This window comes from Streptomyces soli (assembly GCF_003999195.1).
In the GTDB taxonomy this organism is placed as follows: domain Bacteria; phylum Actinomycetota; class Actinomycetes; order Streptomycetales; family Streptomycetaceae; genus Actinacidiphila; species Actinacidiphila soli.
The window spans coordinates 56,893-71,302 of record NZ_RJVR01000259.1; the positions used below are offsets into that span (position 1 = coordinate 56,893).

Genomic DNA, 14,410 nt, shown 5'->3' on the forward strand with positions numbered 1-14,410 from the left:
GCCGGCGGGAGGGGAAGTTCCGGCGGTCCGCCGTGATGCGGGTCACAGTACGTCCGGGGCGCGGCTGGGCCCTGTCTGATCGCGTCCCATCGCGGGATCGCGGCCCGACGGGTGCGGATCGGCCCCCTTCTCGCCCGTGCGGAGGGCTGGTGGCACGATGACGGCCATGACCACCGGGCCTGCCTTCCGCCTTGCGCGCGCCGCGATCTTCGCGGCGGTGTGTGTGGCGACGACGGCCCTGGGGCACGCCCTGATGTCCGAGGCTGTGCCGGGGTGGGCGGTGGCGTACGCCTTCGCCGCCACGACCGCCGGTGCGTGGTGGCTGGCCAGTCGCCGGGAACGTGGCGCGCTGGCGGTGACCGGGTCGACCGTGGTGGCCCAGCTGGCGCTGCACGGTCTGTTCGCGGGTGCGCAGGCGTTTGAACACGCCCCCGCCGCCGCTGACGGTATGTCAGGTACGGCCATGGCGCACATGCATCAAGCCGCTGGACCGGGCTGGTCGGTGGGCATGACGCTCGCGCACACGCTGGCCGCGCTGGTCTGCGGCCTGTGGTTGTGGCGGGGCGAAGCGGCCGTCTTCCGGGTCGGCCGGGCGCTGGCGGCCTTCGTCTTCGCGCCGTTGCGGCGGGCCCGGCGGGCGCATGGAATCGCCGGTACGCGGCCGGCGGCCGTACGACGCCGGGTGGCCGCCGGCCCGCTGCTGCCGCCGCACCGGGTGCTGCTGCGGCACGCCGTGTCCCGCAGGGGTCCGCCGGTCCCGCCGCTCTGCTGCTGACCGCCCGGTCCCGCTGATCCGTGGATGACGGGCGGAGTCCCGGCGTGCCCGCTCTCAGGGCCGCACAACCCACGTATCCGAAGGACCCTGTCGATGACCCCTGCCCTTGTACGGGATCGCACCCGCGACGACGAACAGGTCACCCGATGGGCGCTCGCCGCCGGCACGGGCGACCGTGACGCGATCGAGCGCTTCGTACGCGCCACCCACCGCGATGTCTGGCGCTTCGTCGCCCACCTCAGCGCTGACGTACCCGGCGCCGACGACCTCACCCAGGAGACCTTTCTGCGGGCGCTCACCGGCCTGCCGCGCTTCGCCGGCCGCTCCTGCGCCCGCACCTGGCTGCTGTCGATCGCCCGCCGGGTGGTCGTGGACCGCTACCGTTCGGCGGCCGCCAGGCCCCGCATCGCCGCCAACTGCGACTGGCAGGCGGCGGCGGAGCGTACCCAGTTGCGCGGCTTGCCCGGCTTTGAGGAGGGCGTGGCACTGCTCGATCTGCTGAACGTCCTGGACGCCGCGCGTCGCGAGGCGTTCGTCCTCACCCAGCTGCTGGACCTGCCCTACGCCGAGGCCGCCGACGTGGTCGGCTGCCCGATCGGGACCGTACGTTCCCGCGTGGCCCGGGCCCGCGAGGACCTGACGGCGCTGCTGGCGGCGGCCGCCCGCCTCAGTTAGTCGGGACGGCCCGGCCTGTGGTTCCCGGGGCGGCCCGGGAACCACAGGTGGCCGAAGCACGGGGAGGGCACGAGCGCACACCCGGCCACCCTTGCGCCCCCGCGCCGGGCTGCGGGCGCGCTTCCCGCCCGGACCGTACGGGTAATTGCCGGGCAGTCCGGGCGGTCGGTCATCCCTCCGACCGCCGGAACCGAGCGGGAGGTCGATGACCATGTCCGAGATCAATGGCCTGGAGCCGGTGGCCACGTTCTGCGGAAACTGCAACTGCGGCTGCCCCGAGCTGTTCGTCGACCCCGGCGCCCCGGCCGAGCGCCGGGTCGTGCTCACCGACGACTTCGGGCAGCGCGTCCAGATGAGCGCCGACCAGTTCTCCTCCCTGGTCGAGGAGGCCAAGGCCGGCAAGCTCGACGGCGTAGCCACCGCCTAGGGCCTGGCCGGCGGATCAGGGTCGGACAGGCCGCGGCTCCCCAGCCTTCGGCCGGTGGGGGCACTCCCCCAGCCTTCGGCCGGTGGGGGCACTCCCCCAGCCTTCGGCCGGGGGGACCCCCACCCAACCGCCAGGCTAGGGGAGGACCCCCACCCAGCCGCCAGGCTGGGGGAGCGTCGTGGCCCCGGCCATCATCCGCCGGACAGGCCCCAGCGCTCACCCACCCGGCGGCCCGCACGAATCCGGTGCGGGCCGCCGTGTGGGTGCCGGCCGAAGAATCAGTCCGCCGATCGCATGGCGGGGATGACCAGGTCGACCGGCCCCGCGCCGTGGCCGCTCTTGCACGAGTCGTGGCAGTCCTTCTCCAGGCTGCAGCACAGCGAGCAGATCGCACCCTGGTGGAACGGGCAGCCCGCGATGTCGGGACGCTCGAAGTCCTCCGCGCAGACCGTGCAGGTCATGGTGACGGCGCAGAGGAGGCCGTCCTCCAGGACGAGGGGCTCGGCCAGGTCGTCGGCCCTGGACGGTGAGCACGCCAACGGGTCAGCCCAGGTGGCTACCTGACGCGGGGCGCGGGGACGGCGAGGTCGATGAGCGGGGCGTGCTGCTGGCCGCCGTAGGAGTCCGGGTCTTCGAGGTCGCCCTGGCGGACGGGGCGGGGGAAGGAGACCTTGACCGCCTGGGCGCGGTCGTGGTGGACGATCAGGACGTGCGCCGGGTCGGTGCCGTAGAGCCTGGCGAAGAGCGGCGCGGTGAGTACGCCGGAGTCACGGAGGCGCTCGTATGTGGCCTGGTCCTTGGCGACGAAGTCGAAGGTGAGCCAGAACGGTCCGGCGTTCTTGGAACGGATCAGGGAGCACAGGTCCAGCAGCCGGGTCACGGCGCGACCTCCTCATGGACGGTACGGAAGGGTTCGTGCGGGGTGTCGGGGACCAGCACGTGGTGGAGGGTGAAGCGGTAGGCCGGGCCGCGGTCGGTCTCGGGCGGCGAGAAGGGGTAGGCGATCGTGCTGGCCAGGCCCGCGTACTCGGGGACGGGCAGGTGGGAGCTGGCGTGGGCGACGAAGGTCGCCACCGCGTGCGCGATCTCCTGGGTGGGCGCGGTGACGGTGATCAGGACGCCCAACTCGTGCACGGGCTCGTCGCGCGCGGGGTCGAGTGGTCCGAGGACGGCGTCGCGGCCGTAGAGGCGGTAGTCGACCTTTACGTCGTCGGGGTCGACGCGGCCGTCGAACACGTCGCGGATCTTGGCCCGGAAGTAGTCCTGCGCCTTGGGCAGCAATTGGGGCAGTTGCTCGATGACCACGCGGTCGCGGATACCTCCGACGGCGATGGTCTGGTAGCCGATCAGCTGTGAGCCCTCCAGCTTGTTCGTGTAGTCCGTGCCCGGCCGGTAGACGGCGCCGGAGACGCGGACCCGGCGGTCGTCGAGCGCGGCGTAGGTGGCGTCCGTGGTGTCGAGGGTGCCGGAGGGCTCGGTGATCAGGAACGGGTCGGCGTTCTCGTACAGGGTGTGCGCGGCCACCGAGTGCGGGGTCAGGCGGAGTTCGGGATCCAGGGGCTCCACGTCGAAGTGGTCGTCGCGCAGATGGACGAACAGGCCGTCGGCGGCGGGCGGGACCGCGCAGGCCGCACCGCACTCGACGGTCTTGGCCGCGTGCCAGACCAGACCCGGGTCGGCGCCCAGGGCGTGCGGGACTGCGGCGTACAGGGCGGTGTCGCTGGCGCGGCCGGCCAACACCACCTCGGCGCCCTCGCTCAGCGCCTGTTGGATCGGCTCGACGCCCATCATCGCGACGACATGACCGGACGTCAGGGTGTGCAGGTCGAGCGGCGGCGCGCCGTCCAGCGGGCGGATGCGCCCTTCCGCATACCGCTGTGCGAGGTGGCCGGGGTCCTGGTCGGCGTAGATGAGGGCGAGCTTGAAGGACAGGGCCTCCTGCACCGCGATCTCGCGGGCGATGCCGGCCACCAGGTCTACCCCGGCGTCGCGACCGCTGGTGCCGCAGGAGCCGATGATCAACGGTACGCCGAGCCGGTCGCGGGCCTTCAGCAGCAGCCGCAGATCGCGGGCGACAGCCTCGCGTGAAAGCTTGGGTTGCCCGCTGCCGAGGTACGCGGGGCCGCTGTCCGTCGAGCCGGCGTCGCAGGCGATGACGTGCGGGCGCAGGGCCACCCCGCGCTCCAGTGACTCTGCACGGAAGCCCGCGCCGAGAGCGCCGGTCGGCGCCAGGATCCTTATCTCCGGGGGTGGTGTAGGTGCTGTCATCGGCTTTACTTCCCTCTTCTTTCTATATGCTATAGCAAATGGGACGACAAGGCAGTCTGCTGTCCGGCCGACTGTCGGCGACCGCCGTCGGCTCAGGCGTCCTCAGACGTCCTCAGGCGTCCCAGCCCGCCAGGTCCGCGGCAGCGGAGGCCGCATGGGTGCGGGCCAGCTGTTCCGCGCGCTCCGGGTCGCCGTCCCGCACCGCGGCCAGGATCTCGCGGTGCTGCCCGTACCGCCGGAGCTGGCCCGGCGACGACACCGCGAGCTGCGCGGAGGCGATGCTCAGGCGCTCGTTGCGGCTGAACGCCCGCACCTGCTCCAGGGCCCGGGCGAGCTGGGCGTTGTCGGCCGCCGCCTCGACCCCGGCGTGGAAGGTGCGAACGGCGTCGAAGATGCGCTCGACCTGGACGGGGTTCAGGGTCCGGCCGGCGTCACGGTCCGCACGCAGGAGGAATGCCGCCTCGTCGGCGGTGTCCAGCAGGCGCTCCAGCTCGGCAAGTTGGCGTTCGGTGGCCTTCTCCGCGGCGAAGCGGGCGGCGACGCCTTCGAGTGCGGCCTCGATGATGCCGCTTTCGGTACGGGCCTTGGGTGAGACGGTCGCCACCCGCAGCGAGCGCGGTCCCGTACGTTCCACCAACTGCTCCTGCTCCAGTCGGCGCAGGGCCTCACGCACCGGCGTCGGGCTGACGCCCAGGCTCGCGGCCAGCCCGCGTTCGGTGATCTTCGCGCCCCAGCGCAGGTCGCCGCCGATGATCGCCGCGCGCAGGGCCCGGTACGCCTGGTCAGCAAGGGAGTGAGAGGTCAGGGCGGGCAGCGTCATGACGTCCATTTGATGTCTGCTACAGCACATTGTCAATCGACGATCACGCTGGCGGCGTCCTCGGTCACAGTGACGTGCACGTCTCCCTCGCCGAGCCGGTGCGGGGTGAGAGCCGTCAGCGCCACCTGGCCGACGGCCAGGGAGTAGAGGTAGCGGTCACCGAGGAAGGTCTCGTGCGTGATCTTGGCGGGCCGGCCCGCCGGCTCGCCCGCGGACTCCGCCCCGTTCCCGGCCTCGGGCCCCGCGATGACCAGCGCTTCCGGCCGTACGGCAAGGGTGACCGTCTCGTCGCCGGGCGGAGCATCGGCGCGGAAGGGCACCGTACCCGGCAGGCCGGGCACGTCGAGCTGCCAGCCGCCGCCCGCGGCCTTGCGCGCGGTCCCGGTGAGGAAGTTGCAGCGGCCCAGGAACTCGGCGACGAAGCGCGTGCCGGGATGGTGGTAGACGTCGGACGGGGTGCCCGCGCGGACGATCCGCCCCTGGTGCATGACCAGGATCTGGTCGCTCATGGCCAGGGCCTCGGTCTGGTCGTGGGTGACGAAGACGGTGGTGATGCCGAGGTCGCGTTGTAGGTCGGTGAGCCAGTCGCGGGCGCGTTCGCGCAGCTTGGCGTCGAGGTTGGAGAACGGCTCGTCCAGCAGCAGCGCGGTCGGCGCGTGGGACAGTGCCCGGGCGAGGGCGACGCGCTGCTGCTGGCCGCCGGAGAGCTGGTGGGGGTGGGCGTCGGCGCGGTCGGCGAGTTCGACGAGTTCCAGGACCGTACGGACGCGGTGCTGGATCTCCTGCTTGCCGGCGCGGCGCAGCCTGAGCGGGTAGGCCACGTTCTGGCCCACCGTCATATGGGGGAAGAGCGCGTAGGACTGGAACACCACCCCCAGCGCGCGGCGCTCCGCGGGCAGGTCGTGGCCGGCGGCGGCGTCGAAGAGCACGCGATCGCCGTGGTGGATCGTGCCGCCGTCGGGGGTGTGGAAGCCCGCGATGGCCATCAGCGATGTGGTCTTGCCGCAGCCGCTGGGCCCGAGCAGCGTGGTGAAGGTGCCGTCGGCGACGGTGAAGTCGACATCGTCCAGGATCCGGGTCGAGCCGAGGGTCTGGGTGAGATGGCGGACGGAGAGTTCAGGCATGTCGTCGGGCTTTCTTCAGCAGGGTCCAGCCGAAGCCGACCGTGAGGGCGACGGCCACGAGCAGGACCTGGACGAGTGCGAGGGCGGCGACGGGTCCCGGCAGGCCCTTGGCCCAGGTCTGGAGCATGGTGGTGCCGAGCAGCTCCGTATCGGGCTTGGCCAGGAACACCACGGGGTCGTAGTCGCTGACGAGGGTGACGAACATCAGCACCATCGCGCTGCGCAGCGCCGGGCGCAGCAGCGGGAGGGTGACGGTGCGGGTGGTGGTCCACCAGCCGGCGCCCGACGCGGTGGCCGCCTTGTCGAGTTCGGGGTTGAGCCGGGCGAGCGCCGGGGCCAGGACGACGTACGCCAGGGTCAGGTTCCGTACGCAGAGCGCGAGCAGTTCGCCCGACAGGCTGTTACGGAGCAGTGCGCCTGGCCAGTTGACGATCAGGAACAGCCAGAAGAAGCCGACGCCGAAGACGATGCCCGGGGTGGCTCTCGGATAGACCAGCAGCGCGGGCAGGGTGCGGCGCAGCCGGAAGCCGGAGCGGTGCGCGAGGACCGTGGCGAGCGAGACCAGGGCGACGGTGGCGACGCTGCCGATGGCGGCGATGAGCAGGCTGTTGGTGAACGCGCGGTGCAGCGTGGGGTCGCGCCAGATCTGCGACCAGTTGGCCCCGTTCCACAGCTGCCAGGGCGGTACGAGGGTGGTGAGGTCGGTGACCGAGGACATCAGACCGAGGCCGAGCAGCGGAATGACGCTGGTGACGACCACGAATCCGCCCGCCCCGATCGCCAGCGGAAGCCTCCAGCGGCCCAGCCGGATCGGCCGGGCGGGCGGCGTCGCCCGCGCGGAGGAGGCGTAACGGGCCTGGTGGCGCATCAGCAGGCTCCGTACGACCAGGATCCCGGAGACGAGGAGGAGCAGCAGGATCGCGCCGGCCGAGACGATGGGCGGGTCGGGGGTGGCGCTGCCGGTCCAGACGCCGTAGAGGTAGCTGGCGATGAAGTCGATGCCGGCCGGGCGGCCGAGGAACAGCGGCAGGCCCAGGACCTCCATGCACAGGGCGAAGATCAGCAGGGAGCTGTCCAGCATGGCGGACCGCAGGGTGGGCAGGGTGACGGACTTCAGCACCTGCCGGTTGCCGCCGCCGCTGGCCCGTACGGCGTCCTCCAGGGTGCCGTCACCGCCTTCCAGGACGGCCGAGCAGGTCAGATAGGCGACGGGGAGGGTGACGACGGCGCCCAGAACGGAGATGCCGGGCAGCGATTCGAGGTTCCAGGCGGGCAGGTGCAGGTTGGTGGACCACAGCTGGGTCAGATAGCCGACCGGCCCGTACAGGGACTCCCAGCCGACGATCAGGCCGAGCGGCGGGATCAGCAGTGGCGCGAGCAGCGCCGGGCCGAGCCACCGCCTGCCCGGCAGGTCGCATCGGTGCAAACAGCGGGCTCGCGCCATCGAACGGCAGAGGGTGTGCTATTTGCTATGGCAGATCAGAGCACCGAGGCTTCCGGGGTGTCAAGGCGTCGATAACCTGCCCGTCATCCGTTCCCAATCTCCCTGAAACGCGGCGCACGGGCGAGCCGGCCGCTTAAGCGAATCAAAAGGTGTCGCTTCCTACGGTCGGTCAGCGTCGGCCGGTCCTGCCTCGGGACCGGCCCGCCCCAAGGAGGCTGATGTGGAACGCTTCGCCGCATTCGTGATGCGGCACCGTGTGTGGGTGACCCTGGCCTGGATCGCCGTCACCGTTGTCGGGGTGCTCATGGCACCGCATGTATCGGGCCGGCTCAAGAGCGGCACCACCATCAGCAGCGCGAGCTACCACGCCAACGCCGCCCTCCAGAAGGAATACGGTGGTGCGGCCGCCAGTCCGAGCGTCCTGGTGGTCGACCTGCCCTCCGGCACCACGGTCAGCACCCCCGGCGTGAAGACGGGTCTGGCGGCCGCAGACAAGGTCGTCGCCTCCGTCCCCGGGGTGCGTGACCTGTCGTACGCCAACACCGGCGACCACGCCCTGGTCGGCACCGGTAGCCGCTCCACCCTGGTGCTGGTCTACCCGCCGCAGCCGGGCACGTCGGTCCCGCCGCAGATCATGGACGCGATGGGCTTGGCGGTCACCAAGGCCGTCCCCGGCACCCAGGTGCATCAGACCGGCCTCGAGCAGCTCAGCTCCGGATCCTCCGCGGGCGGAGCAAGCGTGATGTCCGAGATCCTGGTGGGCGTTGGGCTGGCCCTCATCGTCCTAGCGTGGGTCTTCGGCTCGGCGCTCGCCCTGCTGCCCCTGCTGTCGGCGATCGTGTCCGTGCTGACGATGCAGCTGGCGATCTGGGGGCTGACCTACGCCACGAACATCGCCATCAATCCCGCCGTCCAGTTCATCGTCGCCCTGCTCGGCCTCGGTCTGTCGATCGACTACGCCCTGCTGATGGTCAACCGTTGGCGCGAGGAACGCGAGCGTGGCGCGGACAACCGCGAGGCGGTGGCGCACGCCACCCGGCTGGCGGGGCACTCGGTGGTTGTCAGCGCCGGCATCGCCTCCCTCGGCCTGTTCGCGCTGATCGTGGTCCCGGTGTCGTTCGTCCAGGGTGTGGGGCTGTCCGGTCTGTTCATCCCGTCCATCGCGGCGCTGGTGGCGCTCACCATCGTTCCCGTACTGCTGTCGAGCGTCGGTCCGCGACTCGACCGGATCGGGCTGCGGCGACGCAAGAAGCATGGCGCGGACCGCATGTGGACCCGCATCGCGCACGCGATCGTGGCCCGGCCCAAGAGGGCGGCGGCGCTCGGCGGTGCGATCCTGGCGGTCCTCGGCGGCTTCGGGCTCACCCTCAACATCGCCTCCCCGCCGAGCACCGCGCTGTCCGCGAGCGGCCCGGCCACGCACGGGCTGACGGCGCTCCAGCACGACGGTTTCCCCACCGGCGTGCTCACCTCTATCCCGGTCGAACTGCCGGCCGGCACCGATCCGGCCGCCACCGCCGCCACGCTTCGGTCCGTGCCCGACGTCCACGGAGTGCTGGTCTCCGGCACACCCGCGTGGCAGCACGCGCACAACTCCGTGATCATGGCGCTGCCCAACGGCGAGATCGGCACCTCCCACCCCGGCGCGGCCTTGTCGGGACTGCGCGCCGCCGCCCCGCACAACGCCCTGCTCGGCGGTGACCAGGTGCAGGCCACCGATGTCGCCCACATCCTGTCCACCTGGTTCCCGGTGCTGCTGGCCGTGGTCGCCCTCGTGACCTTCGTACTGATGGCCCGCAGCATGCGGTCGCTGCTGCTGCCCGCGAAGGCCGTCGCGCTGAACGTGCTGTCCGTCGGCGCCGCGTACGGAATCCTGGTGCTGGTCTGGCAGCTCGGCTACGGCTCCAACGCGCTGTGGGGTATCCCGGCGACCGGGTCGATCACCATGTTCGTGCCCATGCTGATGTTCGGGTTCCTGTTCGGCGTCTCGATGGACTACGAGGTGTTCATCCTGGCCCGGGTCCGCGAGGCGTACGACCGCGACGGCGACACACCCGCCGCGGTCGTCGAAGGGGTCAGCCGCACCGGGCGCCTGGTCACCAGTGCGGCTACGCCGTCGCCATCTCCTGGTTCCTGATCGGGCGCACGCTGCGCCCGGTCGACCGTATGAGGGCCGAGGCCGCTGAGATCACCGGCAGCGATCTGCACCGCCGTATCCCCGAACCCGTCGGCCAGGACGAGATCGGACGCCTGGCCCGCACCCTTAACAGCATGCTCGGTCGACTGGAAAGCTCCGCCGCCCGCCAGCGCCGCTTCGTCGCCGACGCCTCTCACGAACTGCGCACCCCGCTCACCAGTATCCGTACGTCCCTCGAAGTCGGCCTGGCCCATCCGGACCGCGCCCCCTGGCCCGAACTCGCCGAGCGGGCCGTCACCGAAACCTCCCGGCTTCAGCACCTCGTCGACGCGCTCCTCCTGCTGGCCCGCTACGACGACAGCGCGCTCCTCAACCGTCGTGAACACCTCGATCTCGCCGCCCTCGCTCGCGAGGTCGTCGCCGCCGTGCCGAGCGACGTCCCGGTCGAAGTTCAACTGGACGCCGCAGTCCACATGGCCGGTGATCCCGGCCAGCTCAACCGGCTCGTGCGCAACCTCCTGGACAACGCCGTCCGCCACGCCCGCACCAAGGTCAGCGTCACGGTGACCACGGACGGCCCGCACACCGCACTCATCGAGGTCGCCGACGACGGCCCCGGCATCCCAACTGCCGACCATGAGCGGGTCTTCGACCGGTTCGTGCGCCTCCAGAGCGCCCGCACACGACACCACGGCGACGCCACCGGCACCGGCCTCGGCCTCTCCATCGCCCGCGACATCACCACCGCCCACGGCGGCTCGATTACCCTCGCGGACACCCCCGGCGGGCCCGGAGCGCGCTTTGTCGTCAGGCTGCCCATCGTGCATTGACCTACTGAGTGATTGGCTTGATCGCGCCCTCAGTTCACATCGGCTGTACCGCCGGTCTCCATGTTTCCCGCGCCTGCTGTTCATTCCGGCTTTACAAGATCTGCCCTGCCCCAGAGGGAGTCTTTACCTGCTTTAGGCGAGGAGTTGACAGTGAGCCAGGGCCATCACCACAGTCACGATCACGGGCATGGGCATGGGCACCACGACCACACGCAAGGTGGTGACGCCGGATCCCTGCCCCCGGCGCTCGACCTGTCCGTACCGGACGCGGAGCTGACGCCACCTCAGCTGTCGCGGCGTTCCATGCTGAGACGTACGGGTCTGCTGGGCGCCGGCCTGGCGGCCGGCAGTGTGCTGGCCGGGGCGGGCCAGGCGGCCGCGGACAGCCAGGCGGAGCGCGGCAATGCGCGGTCCGGCGGCTACTTGTGGCTGGCCGGCGACCATCACATCCACACCCAGTACAGCTCGGACGCGAAGTACCGGGTCATCGACCACGTACGGCAGGCCAACGCACACGGCCTGGACTGGATGGTCATTACCGACCACTCCAGCGTGCAGCACGCCAAGATCGGTGTGGACCTGGTGAACCCGGAGATCGTCGCGGCCCGCGACAAGGTCTCCGACACGCTGGTCTTCCAGGGTCTGGAGTGGAACATCCCGGCCGCCGAGCACGGCACCGTCTTCGTCCACCCGGGCAAGAACGAGGTCGCGGTCCTGAAGGAGTTCGAGAACTCCTTCGACGGCGCGCTCCAGAACGCCAGCGACAGCACGCCCGCCAACGAGGCGCTGGCCATCTCCGGGCTGAACTTCCTCGCCGACGCCGTCCGGCGCCGTAAGGTCGAGGACGCACTGTTCCTGGCCAACCACCCGGCGCGTAAGGGTATCGACTCCCCGCACGAGATCCGTGGCTGGCGCGACGCCCAGCCCACCATCGCGGTCGGCATGGAGGGCGCCCCCGGCCACCAGGCAGGCGGCATTCCCGCCCCGCAGGGCCCCGGCTCCGGCCGCGGCATCTACGACAACAGCCCCAGCGCCAACTCCTACGCCGGCTACCCGCTGGAGAGCTACCGCACCTGGGGCGGCTTCGACTGGATGACCGCCACGGTCGGCGGCCTGTGGGACAGCCTGCTCGCCGAGGGCAAGCCCTGGTGGATCACCGCCAACTCCGACTCCCACAACGTCTACGCCGACACCGCCGTCCGCGGCCCGAACTCCGACTTCAACACCAACAACCGCCACACCGACCCGGTCTACGGCGGCGGCCTCAACCTCACCGACACCGACTTCTGGCCCGGTCAGTACAGCCGCACCCACGTCGGGGCCTCTTCCTTCGCCTACAAGGCGGTCATGGACGGCATCCGGGCCGGCCGGGTCTGGGTCGACCACGGCGGCCTCATCAGCGGCCTCAACGCCCGCCTCACGTCAGGCCGCAGCACGGTCACCCTCGGCGGGGTGCTCCACGTCCGCCGAGGCAGCGCGGTCGACCTGGTCATCGACATCGACCTGGCCAACGGCCCCAACTGGGCCCAGTTCGTGCCGACCCTGGCCCGCGTGGACGTCGTCCAGGGCGACGTCACCGGCGCCGTCTCCGACAAGGACACCCTCGCCACCCCGAGCACCAAGGTCGTGAAGTCCTTCGAGGTCGGCAAGTCCACCGGTTCGGTGCGGCTGACCTACTCCCTTGGCCACGTGGACAAGCCGGTGTACGTACGGCTGCGCGGCACCGACGGCAACCGTTCCGCCGTCGGCATCAACGGCGCCTCCGTGGACCCGGCCGGCCCGGCCATCGACGTGGTCGGCGACGCCGACCCCTGGAAGGACCTGTGGTTCTACAGCAACCCGATATGGGTGCTCCCGGCGTGACCCAACACACGGTCCTGGGCATCGATGCCGGGTCCGTGAGCCTCCGGGAGGCCGATCACCTGCTCCACCATCTGGTGGACAGGCTCGGCCTCCCGGCGGGCACGGTCGGCTGTACGAATCTGATCCGCACCGGCCGCCCACACACGGCCATCTCCCTCGCCCTCGCCGACCCCGAGGCGGCCGACCCGACGTGGGAACGCCTCACCGCCCTGCTCACGGCCCCGGACCAGCCGCCGACCGGCGCGGCCCTCGGCAGCCTCCAACACGGCCCGTCGCACCTCGCCCACGGCGCGGCCCTGGCCACCACCGAGCACACCGACCGGACCGCCGGCCGCGCCGTGGTCTACCCCGGTGTGGAGCACCTCACCGGCACGGTCACGGTCGGGGAAGTCCTCGCGCGCAGCGCCATCACGCGCATCGCGGTGCTCGGCAGCCCGCCCGGGCCGGACGCCGCGGCCCGCATCGCGACCCGCGACCACGTACGGCCCGAATGGCGCGGCGGCGAGCTGACCCTGACCCTGGTCCCGGCAGCCGGCGGCCTTCTCGCCCCCTTCGAGGTCCCCAACCCCACTTCGTGCTGCAGCAACCATGGTTAGAACCGTCACTTGACGATCTCCAGCACTGCCATCATGCCGTCATCCTCGTGGTTGAGGATGTGGCAGTGCAGGACGGTCTTGCCGGTGTAGTTGCTGAAGCGCGTCCGGATCACGAAGCGCCCATGGACGGGAATGCTCGCGGTGTCCTGCAAGCCGTGGCCATGGTGAGGATGGCCGTTGATGCTCATCAACTGGAACTTGTTGACGTGCACGTGGAACGAGTGCTCCTCGTCGCTGACGTTGCGTACGGTCCACTCCTCGACCGTGTTCAGCTTGGCCCGGATGTCGACCCGGTTCGGGTCGAACTGCTTGCCGTTGATGTAGAACTTGGTGCCCTTCTTGTTCTCGGAGAACACGATGGTGCGCCGCACGGCGATCCTCGCGTGGCTCAGGTCCGTTGTCGGCGCGAAGGTCGAGGTGGGCAGCGTGGCCGGGCGCTGGGCAGGACCTTCGGAGACCAGGGTGGCCAGGGTCGCCTTCGGGAATTTGTTACCGCCCGGCCCGGTGTTGTACGCGAGCGTCTGCAGCTGGGTACGGCCGGCCGGACCGCCTTGTACGAGCACGTCGAAGCGGGCGCCGGCCGCGAGGAGGAGGGAGTCGGCCGTCCAGATCCGGTCAACGGGGGTGCCGTCGTGGGCAATCACGTGGAACCGCTGTCCTTGCAGGTGGACCTTGTAGTAGATGTTGGCGCTGATGTTGGCCAGCCGCCACAGCTGGGTCTCACCCGGCCGGATGAGGATGTTCGGGTTCAGCTGGCCGTTGACCGTGCGATTGGTCGGCGCGCCGATGTGCAGGTGCTGGGTCTTGACCGCGTCGCCCTGGACCTGGAAGTCCTTGAGCCCGATGACGTGCTCGGTGATGTGGCGCAAGTTCGCCGGGAGGTAGGGCCGCAGCCCGTCGACGATGAGGACGCCCGACATGCCCCCGGCGACCTGCGGCGCGGACATCGGGTGCGCGTGTGAGTGGTACCAATAGGTGCCGGGCCGCAGGCTGTCCGGGAACCGGTAGGAGTAGTGCCACGTTCTGCCGGGATGGATGTGGATGAAGACGTTGTCGGAGTGGCCTCTCGGCGACACATGAAGTCCGTGGACATGCAGATTGGTGCCCTCATCCAGCGTGTTCTTCATCGTCAGATCCAGCTTGTCCCCCGGCCGGATCCGCAGCGTGGGTGGCATGTAACTGCCGTTGTAAGTGAGGGCCCACCGCTTGCGGCCGCCCACCTCCACCTTCCGCCTTTCCACGAGCAGATCCACATGCAGGAACCCGTTGTGGCTCACCATCTGCGCCGGCTCCTGCAGCAGGGAACTTCTCGCAACCGACGGTGCCTGCAGAGCGGAAGACGACTGCGACGCCGACCGTCCGCTCGTGCAGCCGCTCATCAGGGCGACGATGGCAAGGATCAGCCCGGTGGTGAGGCAGAGCAGCTTTGATCGGGACAGCATCATGCCTCC

The 14,410-nt window shown here is 70.7% G+C and carries 14 protein-coding genes; 7 read left to right on the forward strand and 7 right to left on the reverse strand.

What is annotated here, in order from left to right; genetic code table 11:
* Positions 1–166: 166 nt before the first annotated feature.
* The 3 genes from EFK10_RS27275 (at position 167) to EFK10_RS27285 (ending at position 1,877) form a co-directional block, all read left to right on the forward strand.
* Positions 167–775 carry a hypothetical protein gene (locus EFK10_RS27275; RefSeq protein ID WP_127358315.1) on the forward strand — a complete coding sequence of 203 codons (609 nt, stop codon included), beginning with the start codon at positions 167–169 and terminating at the stop codon, positions 773–775.
* A 93-nt stretch (positions 776–868) separates the two neighbouring features.
* Complete coding sequence (locus EFK10_RS27280; protein ID WP_127358316.1) at positions 869–1,450, forward strand: sigma-70 family RNA polymerase sigma factor; 582 nt, start codon at positions 869–871, stop codon at positions 1,448–1,450.
* Positions 1,451–1,661: 211 nt separating this feature from the next.
* Positions 1,662–1,877, forward strand: a complete 216-nt coding sequence (locus tag EFK10_RS27285) for a hypothetical protein (RefSeq protein ID WP_127358317.1) — start codon at positions 1,662–1,664, stop codon at positions 1,875–1,877.
* Between the two features lie 278 nt (positions 1,878–2,155).
* On the opposite strand, the gene EFK10_RS27290 is transcribed toward EFK10_RS27285, so the two are convergent.
* From EFK10_RS27290 to EFK10_RS27315, 6 genes are all read right to left on the reverse strand, one after another.
* A complete protein-coding gene (locus tag EFK10_RS27290; RefSeq protein WP_206305602.1) occupies positions 2,156–2,416 on the reverse strand; it encodes a hypothetical protein in 261 nt (86 codons plus the stop codon).
* Positions 2,417–2,433: 17 nt separating this feature from the next.
* Positions 2,434–2,757 (reverse strand): DUF4387 domain-containing protein, encoded by a 324-nt coding sequence (locus tag EFK10_RS27295; protein WP_127358318.1) that lies wholly within the window; start codon positions 2,755–2,757, stop codon positions 2,434–2,436.
* On the reverse strand, positions 2,754–4,145 hold the full coding sequence (locus tag EFK10_RS27300; protein ID WP_127358319.1) for an acyclic terpene utilization AtuA family protein: 1,392 nt from the start codon (positions 4,143–4,145) through the stop codon (positions 2,754–2,756). Before EFK10_RS27300 ends, EFK10_RS27295 begins: the two co-directional genes overlap by 4 nt.
* Before the next feature lie 112 nt (positions 4,146–4,257).
* On the reverse strand, positions 4,258–4,974 hold the full coding sequence (locus EFK10_RS27305; protein WP_206305603.1) for a GntR family transcriptional regulator: 717 nt from the start codon (positions 4,972–4,974) through the stop codon (positions 4,258–4,260).
* 23 nt (positions 4,975–4,997) lie between these two features.
* Entirely contained in the window at positions 4,998–6,089 is a 1,092-nt protein-coding gene (locus tag EFK10_RS27310; protein WP_127358321.1) for an ABC transporter ATP-binding protein, read from the reverse strand.
* The gene (locus tag EFK10_RS27315; protein WP_127358322.1) at positions 6,082–7,533 is read right to left on the reverse strand and encodes an ABC transporter permease; all 1,452 of its coding nucleotides are present in this window, start codon (positions 7,531–7,533) and stop codon (positions 6,082–6,084) included. The genes EFK10_RS27310 and EFK10_RS27315 overlap by 8 nt, the downstream gene beginning before the upstream one ends.
* 220 nt (positions 7,534–7,753) lie before the next feature.
* Between EFK10_RS27315 and EFK10_RS27320 the strand changes: the two genes are divergently transcribed.
* The 4 genes from EFK10_RS27320 to EFK10_RS27335 all read left to right on the forward strand — a co-directional run bounded on the left by EFK10_RS27320 (position 7,754) and on the right by EFK10_RS27335 (position 12,959).
* Entirely contained in the window at positions 7,754–9,670 is a 1,917-nt protein-coding gene (locus EFK10_RS27320) for an MMPL family transporter (protein ID WP_127358323.1), read from the forward strand.
* Positions 9,671–9,699: 29 nt separating this feature from the next.
* The gene (locus EFK10_RS27325; protein WP_164836163.1) at positions 9,700–10,500 is read left to right on the forward strand and encodes a HAMP domain-containing sensor histidine kinase; all 801 of its coding nucleotides are present in this window, start codon (positions 9,700–9,702) and stop codon (positions 10,498–10,500) included.
* Positions 10,501–10,650: 150 nt separating this feature from the next.
* Positions 10,651–12,363 carry a PHP domain-containing protein gene (locus EFK10_RS27330; RefSeq protein WP_127358325.1) on the forward strand — a complete coding sequence of 571 codons (1,713 nt, stop codon included), beginning with the start codon at positions 10,651–10,653 and terminating at the stop codon, positions 12,361–12,363.
* The gene (locus EFK10_RS27335; RefSeq protein ID WP_240677487.1) at positions 12,360–12,959 is read left to right on the forward strand and encodes a hypothetical protein; all 600 of its coding nucleotides are present in this window, start codon (positions 12,360–12,362) and stop codon (positions 12,957–12,959) included. Before EFK10_RS27330 ends, EFK10_RS27335 begins: the two co-directional genes overlap by 4 nt.
* A gap of 5 nt (positions 12,960–12,964) precedes the next feature.
* Here the strand turns inward: EFK10_RS27335 and EFK10_RS27340 are convergent, their stop codons facing one another.
* Positions 12,965–14,401 carry a multicopper oxidase family protein gene (locus tag EFK10_RS27340; protein ID WP_127358368.1) on the reverse strand — a complete coding sequence of 479 codons (1,437 nt, stop codon included), beginning with the start codon at positions 14,399–14,401 and terminating at the stop codon, positions 12,965–12,967.
* Positions 14,402–14,410: the final 9 nt, after the last annotated feature.